Below are 14,669 nucleotides of genomic sequence, written 5' to 3'. Positions count from 1 at the left end.
GTCAGAAATGCCGTTATTGGACAGTTTTACCGTCGACCATACCCGCATGGCCGCCCCGGCAGTGCGAGTGGCGAAGACCATGCAGACCCCGAACAAGGACACCATCACCGTGTTCGACCTGCGTTTCTGCGTGCCGAACGAGGAGATCCTCTCCGAGCGCGGCATCCATACCCTGGAGCATCTTTTTGCCGGCTTCATGCGTGATCATCTCAATGGGAATGGGGTGGAGATCATCGACATCTCTCCCATGGGTTGCCGCACCGGCTTCTACATGAGCCTGATCGGTGCGCCGGATGAAGCCCGTGTTGGCGCTGCCTGGCAGGCCGCCATGAGCGACGTGCTGACCGTGCAGGATCAGGGCAAGATCCCCGAGCTGAACGAATACCAGTGCGGTACTTACAGCATGCACTCGCTGGAAGAGGCCCATGCCATCGCCCGCCATGTGCTGGAGCGCGGTATCGGTGTCAACCACAATGACGAGCTGGCCCTGCCGGAAGAGAAGCTGAAAAGCCTCTGATCCCGAGAAGGGAAGCTTGAAAAAGGCCGGTCAATGACCGGCCTTTTTGCATCTGGTGGGATCAGGAGGGCAGTGGCATCACCCGATTGCGTCCCAGCTCCTTGGCCTTGTAGAGCAGCTTGTCGGTACGCTCGATCAGGGTGTCTGCCGTCTCCTGGGGGATGTATTCCCCCACGCCGAACGAGGCGGTGATGTGATCGATGCGTCGCCCGGATTTGCGATCCAGAATCGACATCCGCTCGATGACGCGACGCAGGCTCTCGGCCATCTGGCGGGTCAGCGCCAGGGCGCGGTTTGGCACCAAGAGGGCAAACTCCTCACCCCCCAGGCGATAGGCGGTTATGCCCTCCTTGCTGGCCTCTCGCAGCCGCTTGCCGACGATGCGCAGCACCTGGTCCCCCAGCAGATGTCCGTATTCGTCGTTGAAGTTCTTGAAGCGATCGATATCGGTCAGGATCAGGGAGAAGGGCTGCTTGCTGCGAATGAGGCTGTCCATCTCGAGATCGAAGGCGCGTCGATTGAGCAGAGACGTGAGCGGGTCCTCGGTGGCGAGCTTCCTCGTCTCGTTCAGGGCCTGTTTCAGCTCCTTTATCTCTTTCTCGGCGCTGCTGAGCTGGTTGCGAAAGTGGAGGGTGGACATGCGTACGTCACGTGACTCGCGCACGAGATCCCGCAGGATCCCCATGGTGTCTTCCAGGCTGAGCCCCTCGTCATCAATCTTGCTCAGCTTGTCGAAACTCTTGTCGAGCATCTCCTGAAACAGCCCGGTATCGGAGATGGCATCCTGCATCGAGTGACTCAGCTCGCTGGCCATGGCCGCCAGATTAAGTTTCATCGCCTCCATCTGCTGCTCGTCCTGAGCCGCAAGGTGCTGGTGGTAGAGACGCTCACAGGTGGTCAGGGAGAAGGTCCCCTGTTGTTTTATCGCCTGATCGACGGCATGGTTGAGTTCGGGCATGTCGCCGGAGACATAGCTGTACCAAAGGTGATAGTTGTTCGGCGTGGTGGGAATTTGATACTTGATCATCAGGGGAACCGCCTGTTTCAAATAGGCGGCAGATTGGGCGAACGAGTCCTTGCTCATGAGTTCCGAGTCTCACATACCTGCAAACTGTGTCCAGTATGACAGAGAGAATGGCCAAAAGGCAGTCGATGGATGCCATTAGCTCCCCCCTCCGATATAATGTCTGCGTTATTACCTACCCTAAGGCCTGCTTATGTCTCAAAAAGATCCTTTCCTCCAACGCGAGGCCGAAAAATACGAAAACCCCATCGCCAGTCGCGAGATGCTGCTGGAGCTCATCAAGGGCCATGAGAAACCCATGTCCCGGGAAGAGCTGGCCAAGGTCCTCAAGCTGACCGATGAAGAGCCGTTGGAAGCCTTGCGACGTCGTCTGCGTGCCATGGAGCGCGACGGGCAGCTCGTGTTCACCCGCAACCAATGTTACGCCCTGCCGGATCGCCTGAATCTGGTCAAAGGCTATGTGCTTGGCCACAAAGATGGATTCGGTTTTCTGCGCCCCGAGGGTGGTGGAGCGGATCTCTTCCTGAACAACCGCGAGATGCAGCGCCTGATGCATGGCGACTATGCCCTGGTGCAGCCGACTGAGATCGATCGCAAGGGTCGTCAGGAAGCGCGTCTGGTGCGCCTGCTCAAATCCCGCGAGGCGGACATCGTCGGTCGTTACTTCGTCGAGAACGGCGTCGGTTTCGTGGTACCCGATGACAGCCGCATCGGCCAGGACATCATCATCCCGGAAGGGGAGAACAAGGGAGCTCGCCAGAGCCAGGTCGTGGTCGTGCGCATCAACCAGCGCGCCACTGCCCGCTTCAATGCGGTCGGCACCGTCTTGGAAGTCCTGGGTGAGAACATGGCGCCCGGCATGGAGATCGAGATCGCCCTGCGTACCCACGGCATTCCGCACACCTGGCCGGAAGAGGTGACCAAGGAGGTCGCCGGTCTCGGCGAGCAGGTGCCGGAGAAGGCCAAAGAGGGTCGCATCGATCTGCGCGCCCTGCCGTTGGTGACCATCGACGGGGAAGACGCCCGCGACTTTGATGACGCCGTCTTCTGTGAAGCCAAGCGCGGTGGTGGCTGGCGCCTGTGGGTCGCCATCGCGGACGTTTCGGCTTATGTGAAACCGGGCACGGCCCTCGACACCGAAGCCTATCAGCGCGGCAACTCGGTCTACTTCCCCGAGTTCGTGGTGCCCATGCTGCCGGAGGTGCTCTCCAACGGTCTGTGTTCCCTGAACCCGCAGGTCGACCGGCTCTGCATGGTGTGCGAGATGACCATCTCCGCCGCCGGCCGCATGTCCGGCTACAAGTTCTACGAAGCGGTAATGAACTCCCACGCTCGCCTGACCTACACCAAGGTAGCGGCGATCCTGGACGGGGATCCCAAGCTGCGTCAGCAGTATGATCCGCTGGTGGGCCACATCGAGGAGCTGAGCAACCTCTACAAGGCGCTCAAGCATGCCCGTCATCAACGCGGTGCGGTGGAGTTCGAGAGCGAGGAGACCCGCTTCATCTTCAACGCCCAGCGCAAGATCGACCGTATCGTACCGCTGGTGCGCAATGACGCCCACAAGATCATCGAAGAGTGCATGATCCAGGCGAACGTGGCAGCCGCCCGCTACATCGAGAAGAACGAGGCCGCCGCCCTGTTCCGGGTGCACGACCGCCCGGGCGAGGAGCGTCTGACCGGCTTCCGTGACTTCCTGGCCGAACTGGGTCTGGAGCTCAAGGGGGGCCTGGAGCCCGAGCCGAAGGACTTTGCCGACCTGGCCGCCAAATTCGAAGGGCGCCCGGATGCGGAACTGCTCTCCACCATGCTGCTGCGCTCCATGCGTCAGGCCATCTATCAGGCCGACAACATCGGTCACTTCGGCTTGGCCCTGAAGTCCTACGCTCACTTCACCTCGCCAATCCGTCGTTACCCGGATCTCATCCTGCACCGGGCGATCAAGTACCAGACCGCCAAGGAGCAGCAGGGCAACCTGCGCCACAAGTGGACGCCGAGCGGTGGCTACCACTACCAGCTGGAAGAAGTGGACCCGATGGGCGAGCACTGCTCCATGACGGAGCGCCGTGCCGATGATGCCACCCGCGACGTGGCAGACTGGCTCAAGTGCGAGTACATGCTGGATCACGTGGGTGACGAGTTTGACGGCGTCATCGCCAGCGTCACCGGTTTTGGCTTCTTCGTGCGTCTGGCGGAGATCCACATCGACGGTCTGGTGCACGTCAGCACCCTCACCAACGACTACTACCAGTTCGACCCGCTGCACCAGCAGCTGATCGGCGAGAACTTCCGCCGCCGCTACCGTCTGGGTGACAAGGTGCGGGTCAAGGTGATGGGCGTGAACCTGGACGATCGCAAGATCGACTTCGTGATGGTGGAAGAGCCCCTCAAGGCCACCGGCAAGAACGCCAAGGAGATGGCGCGCAAGCAGGCCGAGATCAAGAAAGAGAAGGCCAAGAGCGCCCAGCGCCACGAGAAACGCAAAGAGGGCAAGGAGAGCGGCAAATCCGACAAGGGTGGCCGTGCCAAGCCCAGCAACAGACGACCGAGCAAAAAGGCTCGCGACAAGGCCAAGAGCACTAAATGAGTACTGAACTGATCTACGGCATTCACGCCGTCTCCGCGCTGCTGGAGCGCACCCCCGAGCGCTTCATCGAGGTGTGGGCTCTCAAGGGCCGCGATGACGAGCGGCTGCATCCCCTGCTGGCCGAGCTGGAGTCCCTCGGTATCAGGGTGCAGAGCGTGAACCGCAAGACGCTGGATGACAAGGCGGAAGGCAACAATCACCAGGGCATCATGGCCAAGGTGATTGAAGCGCCCAAACTGGCCGAGCACGACCTGGCCAGCCTGCTGGACGGTCTGGCGGCGCAAGAGACAGCGCCCTTCCTGCTGGTACTGGACGGGGTGACCGATCCGCACAATCTCGGCGCCTGTCTGCGCAGTGCCGATGCGGCCGGGGTGCATGCGGTGATCGTGCCGCGGGACAAGGCCACAGGCCTCACGTCCGTGGTGCGCAAGGTCGCCTGTGGCGCCGCCGAAGTGGTGCCGCTCATCCAGGTCACCAACCTGGCCCGCAGCCTGCGCGAGCTGCAGGAGCGCGGCGTCTGGATCGTGGGTACCGCCGGCGAGGCGGATCACGATCTCTATCAGGCCAAACTCACCGGCCCCATGGCGCTGGTGATGGGGGCCGAAGGCAAGGGGATGCGCCGCCTGACCCGCGAACATTGCGACGAGCTGGTGAGCATCCCGATGGCGGGGGCAGTATCCAGCCTCAACGTCTCGGTGGCGAGCGGTGTCTGCCTGTTCGAAGCCGTGCGCCAGCGCCGCGTCTGACAAGACGATGACCGACAGACCCCCCTTTGTCTGGGAACGGGTTGCAGATGAGCAGGAGGCCGAGCGCCTCCTCTCTTTTGCCCGCTCCCTGACCTTGCCCCCTCGCACCTGCCTCTGGCATGCCGGTGACAGTCCGGCGCTGCTGGTCAGAGTGGAGGAGGGGCTGTTGCGGGCCAGGGTGGTGCTGGCGGATGGCCGCGAGTACATCAAGGAGTTCTATTGGGAGGGGGACGAGTTTATCGACTTCCACCACCTGCTCAGTGGTGAGCCCGCCCGCTACAGCGTGGAGGCGCTGGAGCCTTGCCGGCTGCAGCTTCTTCCGCTGGCGGATCTGCGCCGACTCCCTTGCTGGCCCGCCTGGTATCACCATCTCCTTGAAGTGCAACTGCGCATCAAGGAGGAGAAAGAGCTGTTGCTGCTGACCGGGGGCCCAGAGGCGCGCTATCAGCATTTTCTGCGAAGCTTCCCCGCGCTGGATGCCAGGGTCCCGGATCACCAGATTGCCGCCTATCTGGGGATCACCCCCATCAGCCTGAGCCGCATCCGCAGGCGGCTGAAAACGCGCGATCAGGGTTGAGCCAGAAGGGATTACCGATGAACCAGGGCAGAGATCGGCTCTTTGCTGGCCATGTCCGCATTGGATGAGAAGGGGGGCAACTTAACCAAGGTTAATGCCCCTCGTCGGGAGCAAGATTATGCTGTCAGACCCCATTAAACAGGAGTCATTCATGAACTGGAGTATGAAATCTTGGTCCGAGCTGACCACGGATGAATTGTATGAGCTGCTTGCCCTGCGCGCTGAGGTGTTCGTGGTGGAGCAGACCTGTCCCTTCCAGGATCTGGACGGGCTGGATCGCCGTGACGGCGTGCTGCATCTGCTCGGTCGTGAGGGGGATCACCTGGCGGCCTATGCCCGCATCATGGCACCCGGCATTGGTGATGACAGCGGCGCCGCCATCGGCCGCGTGGTCACCTCTCCCACGTCGCGGGGGGGCGGACTGGGTCACCGCCTGCTGGCGCAAGCGGTCAGAGAGTGCGAGGCACGCTGGCCTGCACACAGCATCTGGCTCGGTGCACAGGCCCACCTGCAAGGTTTTTACGGCCAGCATGGTTTCGTGGCCGAAGGGGAAGGGTATCTGGAAGATGACATCCCTCACATGGGGATGCGAAGGGAGCCTGCCTGACATCGTCAGGTGCCAGGAAAGGGGCAAGTGGCCCCTCATCCGTGGTGCATCGCATGGTTTTTTTGCTACCCCGTGGCCATGTGGTCGTCAGCCCGGGGTGAGATACCGCCGCGCTGATCTGCCTGCGGGCCTCTCTGTCGGGACACCGCCCCGGTCAGGGCGGTGCGGCATCAGGCGGGTTGGGCTAGTTCAGGGGGTGACCCGGGTGGTGAGGGTAAATCCCTCTTCACTGGGGGCCAGCGTCACCTGAACCTGGCCCAACTCGGTCAGACTGCTCACATGGGTGCCGCCACAGGGAATGGTGATCTCCCGACCCTCCACCATGCCATGCCAGTAGCGGGAATCGATGATGGCATCACCGGCCCGGCTGCGGCGGATCTCGCCTCCCTCTTTGAGCCAGCGCATCAGCTGCTCGTTGACCTGGAGCGCTATCCTGTCGAGGTCGGCCAGCAGTGCCTCGCTGTTGATTCCCTTTTTCCGAAGGCTCTTGCCGATCCGGTACTGCTCCTTTGATCCTCTGGGCTCGACCCGGGAGTGCTGGATGGCAAGGCGGTCGAAATCCGGCTGCCCGAGAGCGTCAAGCTCGCTCGTCTCCTTTCGCCAATAGGGCGTGAGCGCCCGATTGAGGGCCAGTGCCACCAGGTGGCAGGCGCTGTGGCCCAGGCTCAGGGCATGGCGTGCCTCGGCATCCACTGTCAGTTCCACAGGCGAGCCAATGGCAAGGTGATGGGAACCGGCGAGGGGATGCACCACCACGAAAGCCCACCCATCCACCCCTCGCTTGACCGGAATCTCCGTATCCACGAACAGCTCGCCCTCGGGACTGATGGCGCCCATGCGGCAGGGGCCCACGGCCGCTTCCCCCCTTCCCAGCGCACAGTGCCCACGTCACCGGGTTGATCGGGCCAGAGGTGGCTCTGGGGATGAAAGGGGGTGAGGTCGGTGACCAGCAGGGTCGGATCCCCCTGTTTGCAACAGACGACGCTGGCCTGTTCCTGATGGTGGCCCAGTACGAAGCTGGCTCGGGTATGTTCCATGGCAGGGCTCCCGCAACGAGATGATGAGAAGGGAAAGGGGCAGCATACGCGAAAGTGCGAAAAGGCTCATCAACCCGGGTCAATGAGCCTCAAGATGGCGTTAGAGGGTGGTGACCAGCAGATAGGCATTGAGGCCGATCACCAGGGCGACGATGAGGCGCCCCACGGCCTGGGTGACGGGGTGATTGCGATGTGCCCCCATCAGGGCGCGATCACCGGTCAGGATCAGCAGCGGAATAAGGGCGAGGGCGATGCCGAAGCTCAGCACTACCTGGCTCAACACCAGGATTTCAGTGGTGTTGAGACCCATGGCGATCACCACGAAGGCGGGAGCCATGGTGATGGCTCGGCGCAGCCAGAGCGGAATGGTGAAGCGCACGAAGCCCTGCATCACCACTTGCCCCGCCAGCGTTCCCACCACGGTGGAGGAGATGCCGGAGGCGACCAGGGAGAGGCCGAACAGGGTGGCGGCTGCCGGTCCCAGCAGGGGCGTGAGGGTCTGGTAGGCCGATTCCAGCTCGGCTACCTGCTGGTTGCCGGAGCTGTGGAAGGCGGCAGCCGCCATGGCCATCATGGCCAGGTTGACGAAGCCGGCGATGGTCATGGCGATGGCCACGTCGACCCGGGTGCTGTGCAGTCGCTGGGTCACCGTGCCCTGCTCCTGGGTGTGCTGGGTCAGGGCCGAGTGGAGATAGATGACATGGGGCATCACGGTGGCACCAAGCACGCCGGCGGCAAGATAGACAGCATCACCATTGGGGAGACCGGGGAAGAGTGCCCCTTCCAGCAGACTCGGCAGATGGGGGCGCGAGAAGATCAGCTCGACGATGTAGGCTGCGGCCACGAACAGCAGCAGGCCCCCCACCACGAACTCCAGTGGCTTCTGGCCGCGGGATTGAAGCATCAGGATCCCCCAGGTGACCACGGCGGTGATGCAGGCCCCTTCCAGCAGGGTGATGCCGAGCAGCAGTTTGAAGCCGACCGCAGCGCCGATGAACTCGGCGAGATCGGTGGCCATGGCGATGATCTCGGCCTGCACCCAATAGGCCCAGACTGCGGGCCTGGGCAGACGATCACGAATGTGTTCCGCCAGGTTCTTGCCAGTGACGATACCGAGCTTGGCCGAGAGGGTCTGCACCAGCATGGCCATCAGATTGGCCCACACCACTACCCACAGCAGTTGATAGCCGAAGGTGGAGCCGGCCTGGATGTTGGTCGCAAAATTGCCCGGGTCGATATAACCGATGGCGGCGATGAAGGCGGGGCCGAGCAGGGTCAGCTTGAATTTGCGGGCCGGGATGGCCGTGGTGAGCGCAGGTTGCATACTGTCATCCTCCGTGGGGATATGAGGAGAGTATGGATCTAAATGATAATTGTTATCAATTAAAGTTTTGTATCGGGCTCATCGAGAAAAACATCTTGCTTCGCCAGTTGCAGTGGGAGAGGTGATTTCGTACAATACTCCGCCCTAGAAAGCAGCGTCTAAACATCACTATGTTCCTTGCCTCCGAGGTCTGGCTGCACCTGGGCGGAGGCTGAATTAATCCGTAAGGAGCTAAAATGCGTCATTACGAAATCGTCTTCATGGTTCATCCGGACCAGAGCGAGCAAGTACCTGGCATGATCGAGCGTTACACCGGCGCTATCACCACCGCTGGTGGTACCATTCATCGCCTGGAAGATTGGGGCCGTCGTCAACTGGCTTACCCGATCGACAAGCTGCACAAGGCTCACTACGTTCTGATGAACGTAGAAGCTGAACAGGCCGTTATCGATGAGCTGGAAACCAACTTCCGCTTCAACGATGCCGTTATCCGCAACATGATCATGCGCACCAAGCACGCCGTGACTGAAGTTTCTCCGATGGCCAAGGCCAAGGAAGAGCGCTTCACCCGTCGTGACGACGAGCGTCGCGAAGATGCTGTTGAAGCGTCTTCCGAAGAGTAATTCTTAGATCACCGCATTAGAGGATAAAGGCCATGGCACGTTATTTCCGTCGTCGTAAGTTCTGCCGCTTCACCGCCGAGAACGTTACCGAGATCGACTACAAAGATATCGTTACTCTGAAAAACTACGTCACTGAATCTGGCAAGATCGTACCGAGCCGTATCACCGGTACCCGCGCCAAGTATCAGCGTCAGCTGGCACGCGCCATCAAGCGTGCTCGTTACCTGGCTCTGCTGCCGTACACCGATCTGCACAACAAGTAAGAATCGGCCCGGCGCTTACGCCTAACTCAACGAAATTTATAGAGGAAAGGTAATGCAAGTTATCCTGCTCGATAAGATCGCCAAACTGGGCGGTCTGGGTGACCAAGTTTCCGTTAAAGCTGGTTATGCCCGTAACTACCTGATCCCGCAAGGCAAAGCTGTTATGGCCACCAAGGCCAACATCGAAGCCTTCGGTGCTCGTCGCGCTGAGCTGGAAGCCAAACTGGCTGCCAACAAGGCTGCTGCCGAAGAGCGCGCTGCCAAGCTGGGTGAGCTGGCTGCCGTTGTCATCGCCTCCAAGTCTGGCGACGAAGGCAAGCTGTTCGGTTCCATCGGTACCCGTGACGTGGCTGAAGCCATCACTGCTGCCGGCGTAGCCGTTGCCAAGAGCGAAGTCCGCATGGGCAACGTTCTGCGTAACACCGGTGAGTACGAAGTTGTTGTTCAGCTGCACGCTGACGTCAAAGCAACCGTACAAATCCAGGTTGTTGCTCTGTAATAGCGTTCCGCTCTTGCAGAAAAACCCGCGCACATGCGCGGGTTTTTTATTTTCAGATCAAGGGGTAAAGTGAAGGTCTGTTCCTCTGGAGGAGAACCTTTATGGCTGCCTGGGTTGAAGGTCGGGTCATCGAGCGCATCGAGTGGACACCCACCCTACTCTCCCTGCGTGTGGAGGCGGAACTTGCCCCCTACAAGGCGGGTCAATTCACCAAGCTGGCCCTGGAGCAGGGCGAGCGTCGAGTCCAGCGTGCCTACTCCTTCGTCAATCCTCCCGGCACGCCCTATCACGAATTCTATCTGGTGGAGATCCCCGGCGGTGAACTGAGCCCCTCTCTCGGTTCCCTGCAGGTGGGCGACGGCCTGCTGGTGCAGTCCCAGGCCACCGGTTTTCTGACCCTGGATGAGATTCCCCCGGGACGGGATCTCTGGCTGCTCTCAACCGGCACCGCCATCGGCCCCTTCCTCGCCATGCTGGCAGAAGGACAGGTCTTCGACCGCTTCGAGCATCTGGTGCTGGTACATGGGGTGAGAAAAGGGGAAGAGCTCAGCTATCAGCCGCTTATCGCCAGTTTTGCCGAGCAGCATGGCGAGCGTTTTCGCTATGTTCCCTTCGTCAGTCGTGAGACCTGGCCGGAGGCGATGGCAGGGCGCATCCCGGCAGCCATCGTCGATGGCAGCTTGCAGGCGAGGGTGGGGCTGAACTTCTCCCCCGAGTTGAGCCAAGTGATGATCTGCGGCAACCCCGCCATGGTGAAAGAGACTCAGCAGACCCTGCTCGGGCTGGGGCTTGCCAAGAACCTGCGTCGCGCCCCCGGCAATATCAGCATGGAAAACTACTGGTAGGGGACATGACTCCAGGGGCCACAGGCCCCTCAACCATGTCCATGGGCATGCTGGTCAGTGTTTTTGGTGGCCGTTGCCGCCGTGCTTGTTCCTGGGCTTGTCATGGCCCTGACCCGGGTTGTTGCCACTGTGAATGCTGCGGTTGTAATGGTCGCGGTATTTTCCATCCATGTTGTCGCAGTTGAGCTGGATGCGGCTGGTCCGGGTGCTGACATCCAGGCAGTTGTGCTGCCACCACTCGTACTCCTTGTCGTCCCAATCCAGGCTTACCCGGCCCTGGTCGGTGGAGATCCGGATGTCGTCATCGTGTTTGGAAGGGGGGGCAGCAAAGGCCATTCCCTGAACCAGAAGCAGGGAGAGCAGCAGTGCGCCGCGGGAAGTCATGGTCATGTGGGTCATCGCATCAAGGCTCCTGTCAGGGGGATCATTGATCCGGTTGCGTGCTGATCTGATTGGTGCTGGGGGGCTGGTTGCGCTGCGTCTCGTCCTCCAGATTGAGGTTGGTCCTCTTGCAGTCGGCGGCGGCCGTGTCACCGCTCCCGAGATCGAAGCAGTTGCTCTGGGACCAGTCAAACTGCGTGTCATTCCAGTCCAGATTGAAGGTCAGCGCATCCACGGAGAAGGTCTGGCTCCCTTCGTCCTGTGCCAGGGCGCTACCGGTTATCAGAAAAAGAGAGAGCAACAAAGCCGTCGTTCTGTTCATGATGTCCTCGAGTCGTGTTCGGTGGAAATGAGTGTAATGCGGCGGGCTTAACCCGAGCATAACCGCAGATGTCCTTCAGGTACGGGGTCGATTGTAGTGTTTTTCTGCTGCCGATTTGCACGTTTTGGTCGCACTCTGGGCAGCTGATCATCCATGGGCGGGAATTCGGGGATTTGCCCTTCTCTCCGGGGGAGTGGCGACTATAATCGGCAGCCAACTTTTCCTGCAGATGTTTCCCGTTTCATCATGACTACTCATGCTTGCGCCGCATTGCGTTACCCCAAGGGATGGTTCGCCCTCACGACTGTCTACAGTTTCACCGGGCTGGCCATTCTGGCTTCCATCGTCTTCTCCCTGCTGCTGTTTCTCTCCATCGACGAAAACCCCCTGATGAAGTGGCTGTTCGGCGGGCTGGCCATCATCTTCGAGCTGGGCAAGTTCTACGTCTGGTACGAGTACGGCGAGTGCAAAGCGAGGCGGGATCTGGGCGGCGCCTTCTGGTCGCTGCTGTTCTACAGCGTGCTGGCCGCCATCTCCATCGGGGGCAGTATCGGCGGCATCAACAGCGCCACCAACACCATCCTGAGCCAGCAGGCGCGTCACGAGCGGGAGATAGCCCGTTTCGACGAGCAGATAGCCAGCATAGAGCGGCAGATCCAGCTCAACGAAGAGGCGGCCCGCAAATACATCGAGATGGCGCGTATCTCGAGCGGCGTCAGCGGTCTGCAGCAGGCCAACACCAAGCTCAGGCTGCGTCAGGACGAGCTGCGCCAGGAGCGGGACGCCAAGCCGCTGGGGGAGCAGTCCTCCATGCTGGGGCTGATGAGCAGTCTGGCGGACGGGGTGGGCATGAGCATCGGCCAGGTGCAGTTCCTGCTGGTCTGCTTCCTGTCTATCCTGCTCGATGCGTTTGGTGCCTTTTTCGTCAGCCTGATCGGTGAGGAGAACCGCTTCCGCCGTCAATGGATGTGGCAACGGGAGAAGGCGCAAGCCGAGGCCCGGGTCGCAGTGCCGACCCCGGAGCCGCCAGCCATCAGCAGACCCATGCCCGAGCCAGCCGTGGTCGCCCAGGTGCGCGGCGCGCTGGAGAGCGGCGAGCTCAAATGCAGCAAACGCAAGGTGGCAGAGGCATTGTCACTGTCTCTGGAGGAGGTGGACCGGGTGTTCCAGCATCTGCTGGCGCAGGGCGTGCTGGGGCAGGGCAGCAATCGTCACTACCATCTTCGTGCCGAGCAGGGGTGAATCCGGCTCAGTCGAACCAGATAAGACCCTCATAGGGTTGCTGTCTGAGAGAGGCGAGGCGGCTATCCAGGTTGCCTGCATGGATTTCCAGTCGGTGCCCGTCGGGATCCAGCAGATAGAGTGAATCCCCTTCGCTGCTGTTCTTCTTCCACTCCACGACGCCCGCCGCGCGCAGACTGGCGCAGAAGGCTGGAAACTGTTCAGGCGAGATGCCAAACGCGACATGGCTGTAATCTCTGGCCGGTTGGGGAGGATCGCAGGAGAGACAGAGCCAGAGATCGCCGAGGGTGAGATAGGCTCCCCGTGCCCATCTCACCCTGGGGCGACATCCCAGCAAGTCGACATAAAAGGCAACGCTTCTGTCGAGATCGCCGGTTGCCAGCGTGAGATGGTTCAGTCCATGCAGCATCTTCTCTTCTTCCCCCTTGTCCCCGAACCCTAGTGAGTGAGCACCATCATCAGGCTGAGGAAGGCGGCAAGCCCGCCGCCGATGCCGATGATCCAGTAAAAGCCCTTGGCCCCCTGTTTGAGCGGAATGCGGAAGTAGAGCAGAAACGCCCACCACCCCAGGGCCAGCAACAGAGGAATAAGAAACATTCGAGCCATGGTGTCCTCGCTGTTATTCTGTTGACCCTTGATCAATCAACAGGATGGATTGTGCAATGACGCAGCTACAGATTACCGCATTCGGCGACCCCTCGGTACTCAGGCTCAACCCTTCCCTGGACAAGGTGCCCGCGGAGGGAGAGGTCCGGGTGCGCATCTGCTTTGCGGGGGTCAACCCCATCGATGCCAAGACCCGGGCCGGTCTCGGCTGGGCGGCCGCCCAGAACAAGGACAACCTGCCCTGGACGCCGGGTTATGACGTCTCCGGCGTGGTGGAAAAGGTGGGGCCCGGCGTGACCTCCCTGGCCGAGGGGGATCAGGTGTGCGGCATGGTGGGTTTCCCCCTCGCCGCCGGTGCATATGCCGAATCCGTGGTGGCCCGCGAGGAGGAGCTGGTCAAGCTCGATGGGGTGAGCCTCAGGCAGGGAGCGGCCCTGCCGCTGGCGGGTCTCACCGCCTGGCAGGGGCTGCTGGAGCACGGTGGCCTGCAGTCGGGGCAACGGGTACTGATCCTGGCCGGTGCCGGTGGCGTCGGCCACCTGGCGGTGCAGTTTGCCGCCGCCTATGGTGCTCACGTGGTTGCCACGGCAAGCGGCGACAATCACAGCTTCCTTCATAGTCTCGGGGCGAGCCGGATGGTGGATTACCACCAGGCCGGGTGGTGCACCGAAGCGATCACCGATGGTCCGTTCGATCTGGTGCTGGATCTGGTGGGGGGCGAGAGCGGCAAGGCGGCGCTGGCCTGCGTCAAGCCGGGCGGCCGTCTGGTGACGGTCCCCACCATCACGGCCCAGCAGATCAAGGACGCGGGGGCCGAGCTCGGCGTCGAGGTTGTCGGCATGCTGGTCCATCCCGATCGAACGCAGCTGACCCAGATGCTGACGCTGCTTCGCCAGGGGGAGGTGAAGATCACTGTCTCCGGTGAATACACGCTGGCAGAAGGGGCGCTGGCCCATCAGGCCATCGAGCTGGGCCATGTGCGCGGCAAGCTGTTGCTGCGCATGTCCGCCGCAGACGGCCAGCCCGGATGATAGACTTCACCGGGATGGGGCTGGGAGGGTTGTTTCTGAGCGCCTTCACCTCCGCCACCCTGTTGCCCGGCAGCTCGGAAGTGCTGCTGGGCGCCATGGCGGTCAAGGGGGAGTGGAGCATGACCAGCCTGCTTTTCTGGGCGACGCTGGGCAATACCCTGGGTTCCATGACCACCTGGTGGCTCGGCTGGCTCGCCACCCACAAGAAAAAACCGGAAGATTTTCAAGGCCGTGGGGAACAAAAAGCCCTTGGTTGGCTCAAACGTCATGGCCACTGGTGTCTACTGCTTGCCTGGACGCCTGTGGTCGGCGATGGTCTCTGTCTGCTGGCTGGTTGGCTGCGCCTCTCCTTCTGGCGCTCCCTCATCTTGATCGGGCTCGGCAAATTGCTTCGTTATGCCCTGGTGTTTCTGCTGGCCAGTCAGATCTTCTAGCCCT

Annotated in this window: 18 protein-coding genes and 1 pseudogene; 12 read left to right on the top strand and 7 right to left on the bottom strand. The window is 61.3% G+C overall.

Translation table 11 applies throughout. From position 1 onward, the window contains the following. Nucleotides 1-7: 7 nt before the first annotated feature. Nucleotides 8-517 carry an S-ribosylhomocysteine lyase gene (gene luxS / locus I6L32_RS03885; RefSeq protein ID WP_010673112.1) on the top strand — a complete coding sequence of 170 codons (510 nt, stop codon included), beginning with the start codon at nucleotides 8-10 and terminating at the stop codon, nucleotides 515-517. Nucleotides 518-578: 61 nt separating this feature from the next. On the opposite strand, the gene I6L32_RS03880 is transcribed toward luxS, so the two are convergent. After that, nucleotides 579-1,601 (bottom strand): GGDEF domain-containing protein, encoded by a 1,023-nt coding sequence (locus I6L32_RS03880; protein ID WP_041214487.1) that lies wholly within the window; start codon nucleotides 1,599-1,601, stop codon nucleotides 579-581. A 133-nt stretch (nucleotides 1,602-1,734) separates the two neighbouring features. Between I6L32_RS03880 and rnr the strand changes: the two genes are divergently transcribed. From rnr to I6L32_RS03860, 4 genes are all read left to right on the top strand, one after another. Beyond that, nucleotides 1,735-4,128 carry a ribonuclease R gene (gene rnr, locus I6L32_RS03875; protein ID WP_010673114.1) on the top strand — a complete coding sequence of 798 codons (2,394 nt, stop codon included), beginning with the start codon at nucleotides 1,735-1,737 and terminating at the stop codon, nucleotides 4,126-4,128. Next, nucleotides 4,125-4,874, top strand: coding sequence for a 23S rRNA (guanosine(2251)-2'-O)-methyltransferase RlmB (gene rlmB / locus I6L32_RS03870; protein WP_041214488.1), 750 nt, complete (start codon nucleotides 4,125-4,127; stop codon nucleotides 4,872-4,874). Before rnr ends, rlmB begins: the two co-directional genes overlap by 4 nt. Before the next feature lie 7 nt (nucleotides 4,875-4,881). After that, nucleotides 4,882-5,451, top strand: coding sequence for a Crp/Fnr family transcriptional regulator (locus I6L32_RS03865; protein ID WP_216944726.1), 570 nt, complete (start codon nucleotides 4,882-4,884; stop codon nucleotides 5,449-5,451). A 151-nt stretch (nucleotides 5,452-5,602) separates the two neighbouring features. Beyond that, complete coding sequence (locus I6L32_RS03860; RefSeq protein ID WP_049636452.1) at nucleotides 5,603-6,058, top strand: GNAT family N-acetyltransferase; 456 nt, start codon at nucleotides 5,603-5,605, stop codon at nucleotides 6,056-6,058. Nucleotides 6,059-6,247: 189 nt separating this feature from the next. On the opposite strand, the pseudogene I6L32_RS03855 reads toward I6L32_RS03860, so the two are convergent. Together I6L32_RS03855 and I6L32_RS03850 are read right to left on the bottom strand one after the other, a co-directional pair. Then, nucleotides 6,248-7,095 (bottom strand): annotated as a pseudogene (locus I6L32_RS03855) (hypothetical protein). Nucleotides 7,096-7,195: 100 nt separating this feature from the next. Continuing rightward, nucleotides 7,196-8,419, bottom strand: a complete 1,224-nt coding sequence (locus I6L32_RS03850; protein ID WP_042014875.1) for an Nramp family divalent metal transporter — start codon at nucleotides 8,417-8,419, stop codon at nucleotides 7,196-7,198. Nucleotides 8,420-8,655: 236 nt separating this feature from the next. On the opposite strand from I6L32_RS03850, the gene rpsF reads away from it, so the two are divergent. The 4 genes from rpsF to I6L32_RS03830 all read left to right on the top strand — a co-directional run bounded on the left by rpsF (nucleotide 8,656) and on the right by I6L32_RS03830 (nucleotide 10,649). Then, nucleotides 8,656-9,042, top strand: coding sequence for a 30S ribosomal protein S6 (rpsF, locus tag I6L32_RS03845; RefSeq protein ID WP_005331771.1), 387 nt, complete (start codon nucleotides 8,656-8,658; stop codon nucleotides 9,040-9,042). 32 nt (nucleotides 9,043-9,074) lie between these two features. Continuing rightward, the gene (gene rpsR, locus I6L32_RS03840; RefSeq protein ID WP_005313392.1) at nucleotides 9,075-9,305 is read left to right on the top strand and encodes a 30S ribosomal protein S18; all 231 of its coding nucleotides are present in this window, start codon (nucleotides 9,075-9,077) and stop codon (nucleotides 9,303-9,305) included. Between the two features lie 52 nt (nucleotides 9,306-9,357). Continuing rightward, complete coding sequence (rplI, locus tag I6L32_RS03835; RefSeq protein WP_010673120.1) at nucleotides 9,358-9,804, top strand: 50S ribosomal protein L9; 447 nt, start codon at nucleotides 9,358-9,360, stop codon at nucleotides 9,802-9,804. A 101-nt stretch (nucleotides 9,805-9,905) separates the two neighbouring features. Continuing rightward, nucleotides 9,906-10,649, top strand: coding sequence for a ferredoxin--NADP reductase (locus I6L32_RS03830; protein WP_052814586.1), 744 nt, complete (start codon nucleotides 9,906-9,908; stop codon nucleotides 10,647-10,649). 54 nt (nucleotides 10,650-10,703) lie between these two features. Here I6L32_RS03830 and I6L32_RS03825 read toward each other — a convergent pair whose 3' ends face one another. Continuing rightward, on the bottom strand, nucleotides 10,704-11,048 hold the full coding sequence (locus I6L32_RS03825; RefSeq protein ID WP_010673122.1) for a hypothetical protein: 345 nt from the start codon (nucleotides 11,046-11,048) through the stop codon (nucleotides 10,704-10,706). Between the two features lie 25 nt (nucleotides 11,049-11,073). After that, the gene (locus I6L32_RS03820) at nucleotides 11,074-11,352 is read right to left on the bottom strand and encodes a hypothetical protein (protein WP_174217461.1); all 279 of its coding nucleotides are present in this window, start codon (nucleotides 11,350-11,352) and stop codon (nucleotides 11,074-11,076) included. 246 nt (nucleotides 11,353-11,598) lie between these two features. Between I6L32_RS03820 and I6L32_RS03815 the strand changes: the two genes are divergently transcribed. Then, a complete protein-coding gene (locus I6L32_RS03815) occupies nucleotides 11,599-12,594 on the top strand; it encodes a Preprotein translocase subunit SecY (RefSeq protein ID WP_216944725.1) in 996 nt (331 codons plus the stop codon). A 7-nt stretch (nucleotides 12,595-12,601) separates the two neighbouring features. On the opposite strand, the gene fos is transcribed toward I6L32_RS03815, so the two are convergent. Together fos and I6L32_RS03805 are read right to left on the bottom strand one after the other, a co-directional pair. Next, nucleotides 12,602-13,003: a fosfomycin resistance glutathione transferase gene (gene fos / locus I6L32_RS03810; RefSeq protein WP_216944724.1), complete on the bottom strand. Its 402-nt coding sequence runs from the start codon at nucleotides 13,001-13,003 to the stop codon at nucleotides 12,602-12,604. Nucleotides 13,004-13,032: 29 nt separating this feature from the next. Further along, a complete protein-coding gene (locus tag I6L32_RS03805; protein WP_005308905.1) occupies nucleotides 13,033-13,200 on the bottom strand; it encodes a hypothetical protein in 168 nt (55 codons plus the stop codon). A 56-nt stretch (nucleotides 13,201-13,256) separates the two neighbouring features. Here I6L32_RS03805 and I6L32_RS03800 point away from each other — a divergent pair, with 56 nt between their 5' ends. Next, complete coding sequence (locus I6L32_RS03800; protein ID WP_216944723.1) at nucleotides 13,257-14,231, top strand: NADP-dependent oxidoreductase; 975 nt, start codon at nucleotides 13,257-13,259, stop codon at nucleotides 14,229-14,231. Then, a complete protein-coding gene (locus I6L32_RS03795) occupies nucleotides 14,228-14,665 on the top strand; it encodes a YqaA family protein (RefSeq protein WP_029313803.1) in 438 nt (145 codons plus the stop codon). The genes I6L32_RS03800 and I6L32_RS03795 overlap by 4 nt, the downstream gene beginning before the upstream one ends. Nucleotides 14,666-14,669 lie beyond the last annotated feature (4 nt).

This window comes from Aeromonas sp. FDAARGOS 1402 (assembly GCF_019046925.1).
Classification (GTDB): Bacteria; Pseudomonadota; Gammaproteobacteria; order Enterobacterales; family Aeromonadaceae; genus Aeromonas; species Aeromonas caviae.
Note: the sequence above shows the minus strand (reverse complement) of the source record. Positions and strands in the feature narration are given on the sequence as shown.

What these genes read in the sequence shown, in the direction of transcription:
- I6L32_RS03880 (WP_041214487.1), bottom strand. Translation starts at nt 1,601, where the DNA reads ATGAGCAAGGACTCGTTCGCCCAATCTGCCGCCTATTTGAAACAGGCG.
- I6L32_RS03815 (WP_216944725.1), top strand. Translation starts at nt 11,599, where the DNA reads ATGACTACTCATGCTTGCGCCGCATTGCGTTACCCCAAGGGATGGTTC.
- I6L32_RS03800 (WP_216944723.1), top strand. Translation starts at nt 13,257, where the DNA reads ATGACGCAGCTACAGATTACCGCATTCGGCGACCCCTCGGTACTCAGG.
- I6L32_RS03830 (WP_052814586.1), top strand. Translation starts at nt 9,906, where the DNA reads ATGGCTGCCTGGGTTGAAGGTCGGGTCATCGAGCGCATCGAGTGGACA.
- I6L32_RS03795 (WP_029313803.1), top strand. Translation starts at nt 14,228, where the DNA reads ATGATAGACTTCACCGGGATGGGGCTGGGAGGGTTGTTTCTGAGCGCC.
- rpsR (WP_005313392.1), top strand. Translation starts at nt 9,075, where the DNA reads ATGGCACGTTATTTCCGTCGTCGTAAGTTCTGCCGCTTCACCGCCGAG.
- I6L32_RS03820 (WP_174217461.1), bottom strand. Translation starts at nt 11,352, where the DNA reads ATGAACAGAACGACGGCTTTGTTGCTCTCTCTTTTTCTGATAACCGGT.
- I6L32_RS03850 (WP_042014875.1), bottom strand. Translation starts at nt 8,419, where the DNA reads ATGCAACCTGCGCTCACCACGGCCATCCCGGCCCGCAAATTCAAGCTG.
- rnr (WP_010673114.1), top strand. Translation starts at nt 1,735, where the DNA reads ATGTCTCAAAAAGATCCTTTCCTCCAACGCGAGGCCGAAAAATACGAA.
- rplI (WP_010673120.1), top strand. Translation starts at nt 9,358, where the DNA reads ATGCAAGTTATCCTGCTCGATAAGATCGCCAAACTGGGCGGTCTGGGT.
- luxS (WP_010673112.1), top strand. Translation starts at nt 8, where the DNA reads ATGCCGTTATTGGACAGTTTTACCGTCGACCATACCCGCATGGCCGCC.
- rlmB (WP_041214488.1), top strand. Translation starts at nt 4,125, where the DNA reads ATGAGTACTGAACTGATCTACGGCATTCACGCCGTCTCCGCGCTGCTG.
- I6L32_RS03865 (WP_216944726.1), top strand. Translation starts at nt 4,882, where the DNA reads ATGACCGACAGACCCCCCTTTGTCTGGGAACGGGTTGCAGATGAGCAG.
- I6L32_RS03860 (WP_049636452.1), top strand. Translation starts at nt 5,603, where the DNA reads ATGAACTGGAGTATGAAATCTTGGTCCGAGCTGACCACGGATGAATTG.
- rpsF (WP_005331771.1), top strand. Translation starts at nt 8,656, where the DNA reads ATGCGTCATTACGAAATCGTCTTCATGGTTCATCCGGACCAGAGCGAG.
- fos (WP_216944724.1), bottom strand. Translation starts at nt 13,003, where the DNA reads ATGCTGCATGGACTGAACCATCTCACGCTGGCAACCGGCGATCTCGAC.
- I6L32_RS03805 (WP_005308905.1), bottom strand. Translation starts at nt 13,200, where the DNA reads ATGGCTCGAATGTTTCTTATTCCTCTGTTGCTGGCCCTGGGGTGGTGG.
- I6L32_RS03825 (WP_010673122.1), bottom strand. Translation starts at nt 11,048, where the DNA reads ATGACCCACATGACCATGACTTCCCGCGGCGCACTGCTGCTCTCCCTG.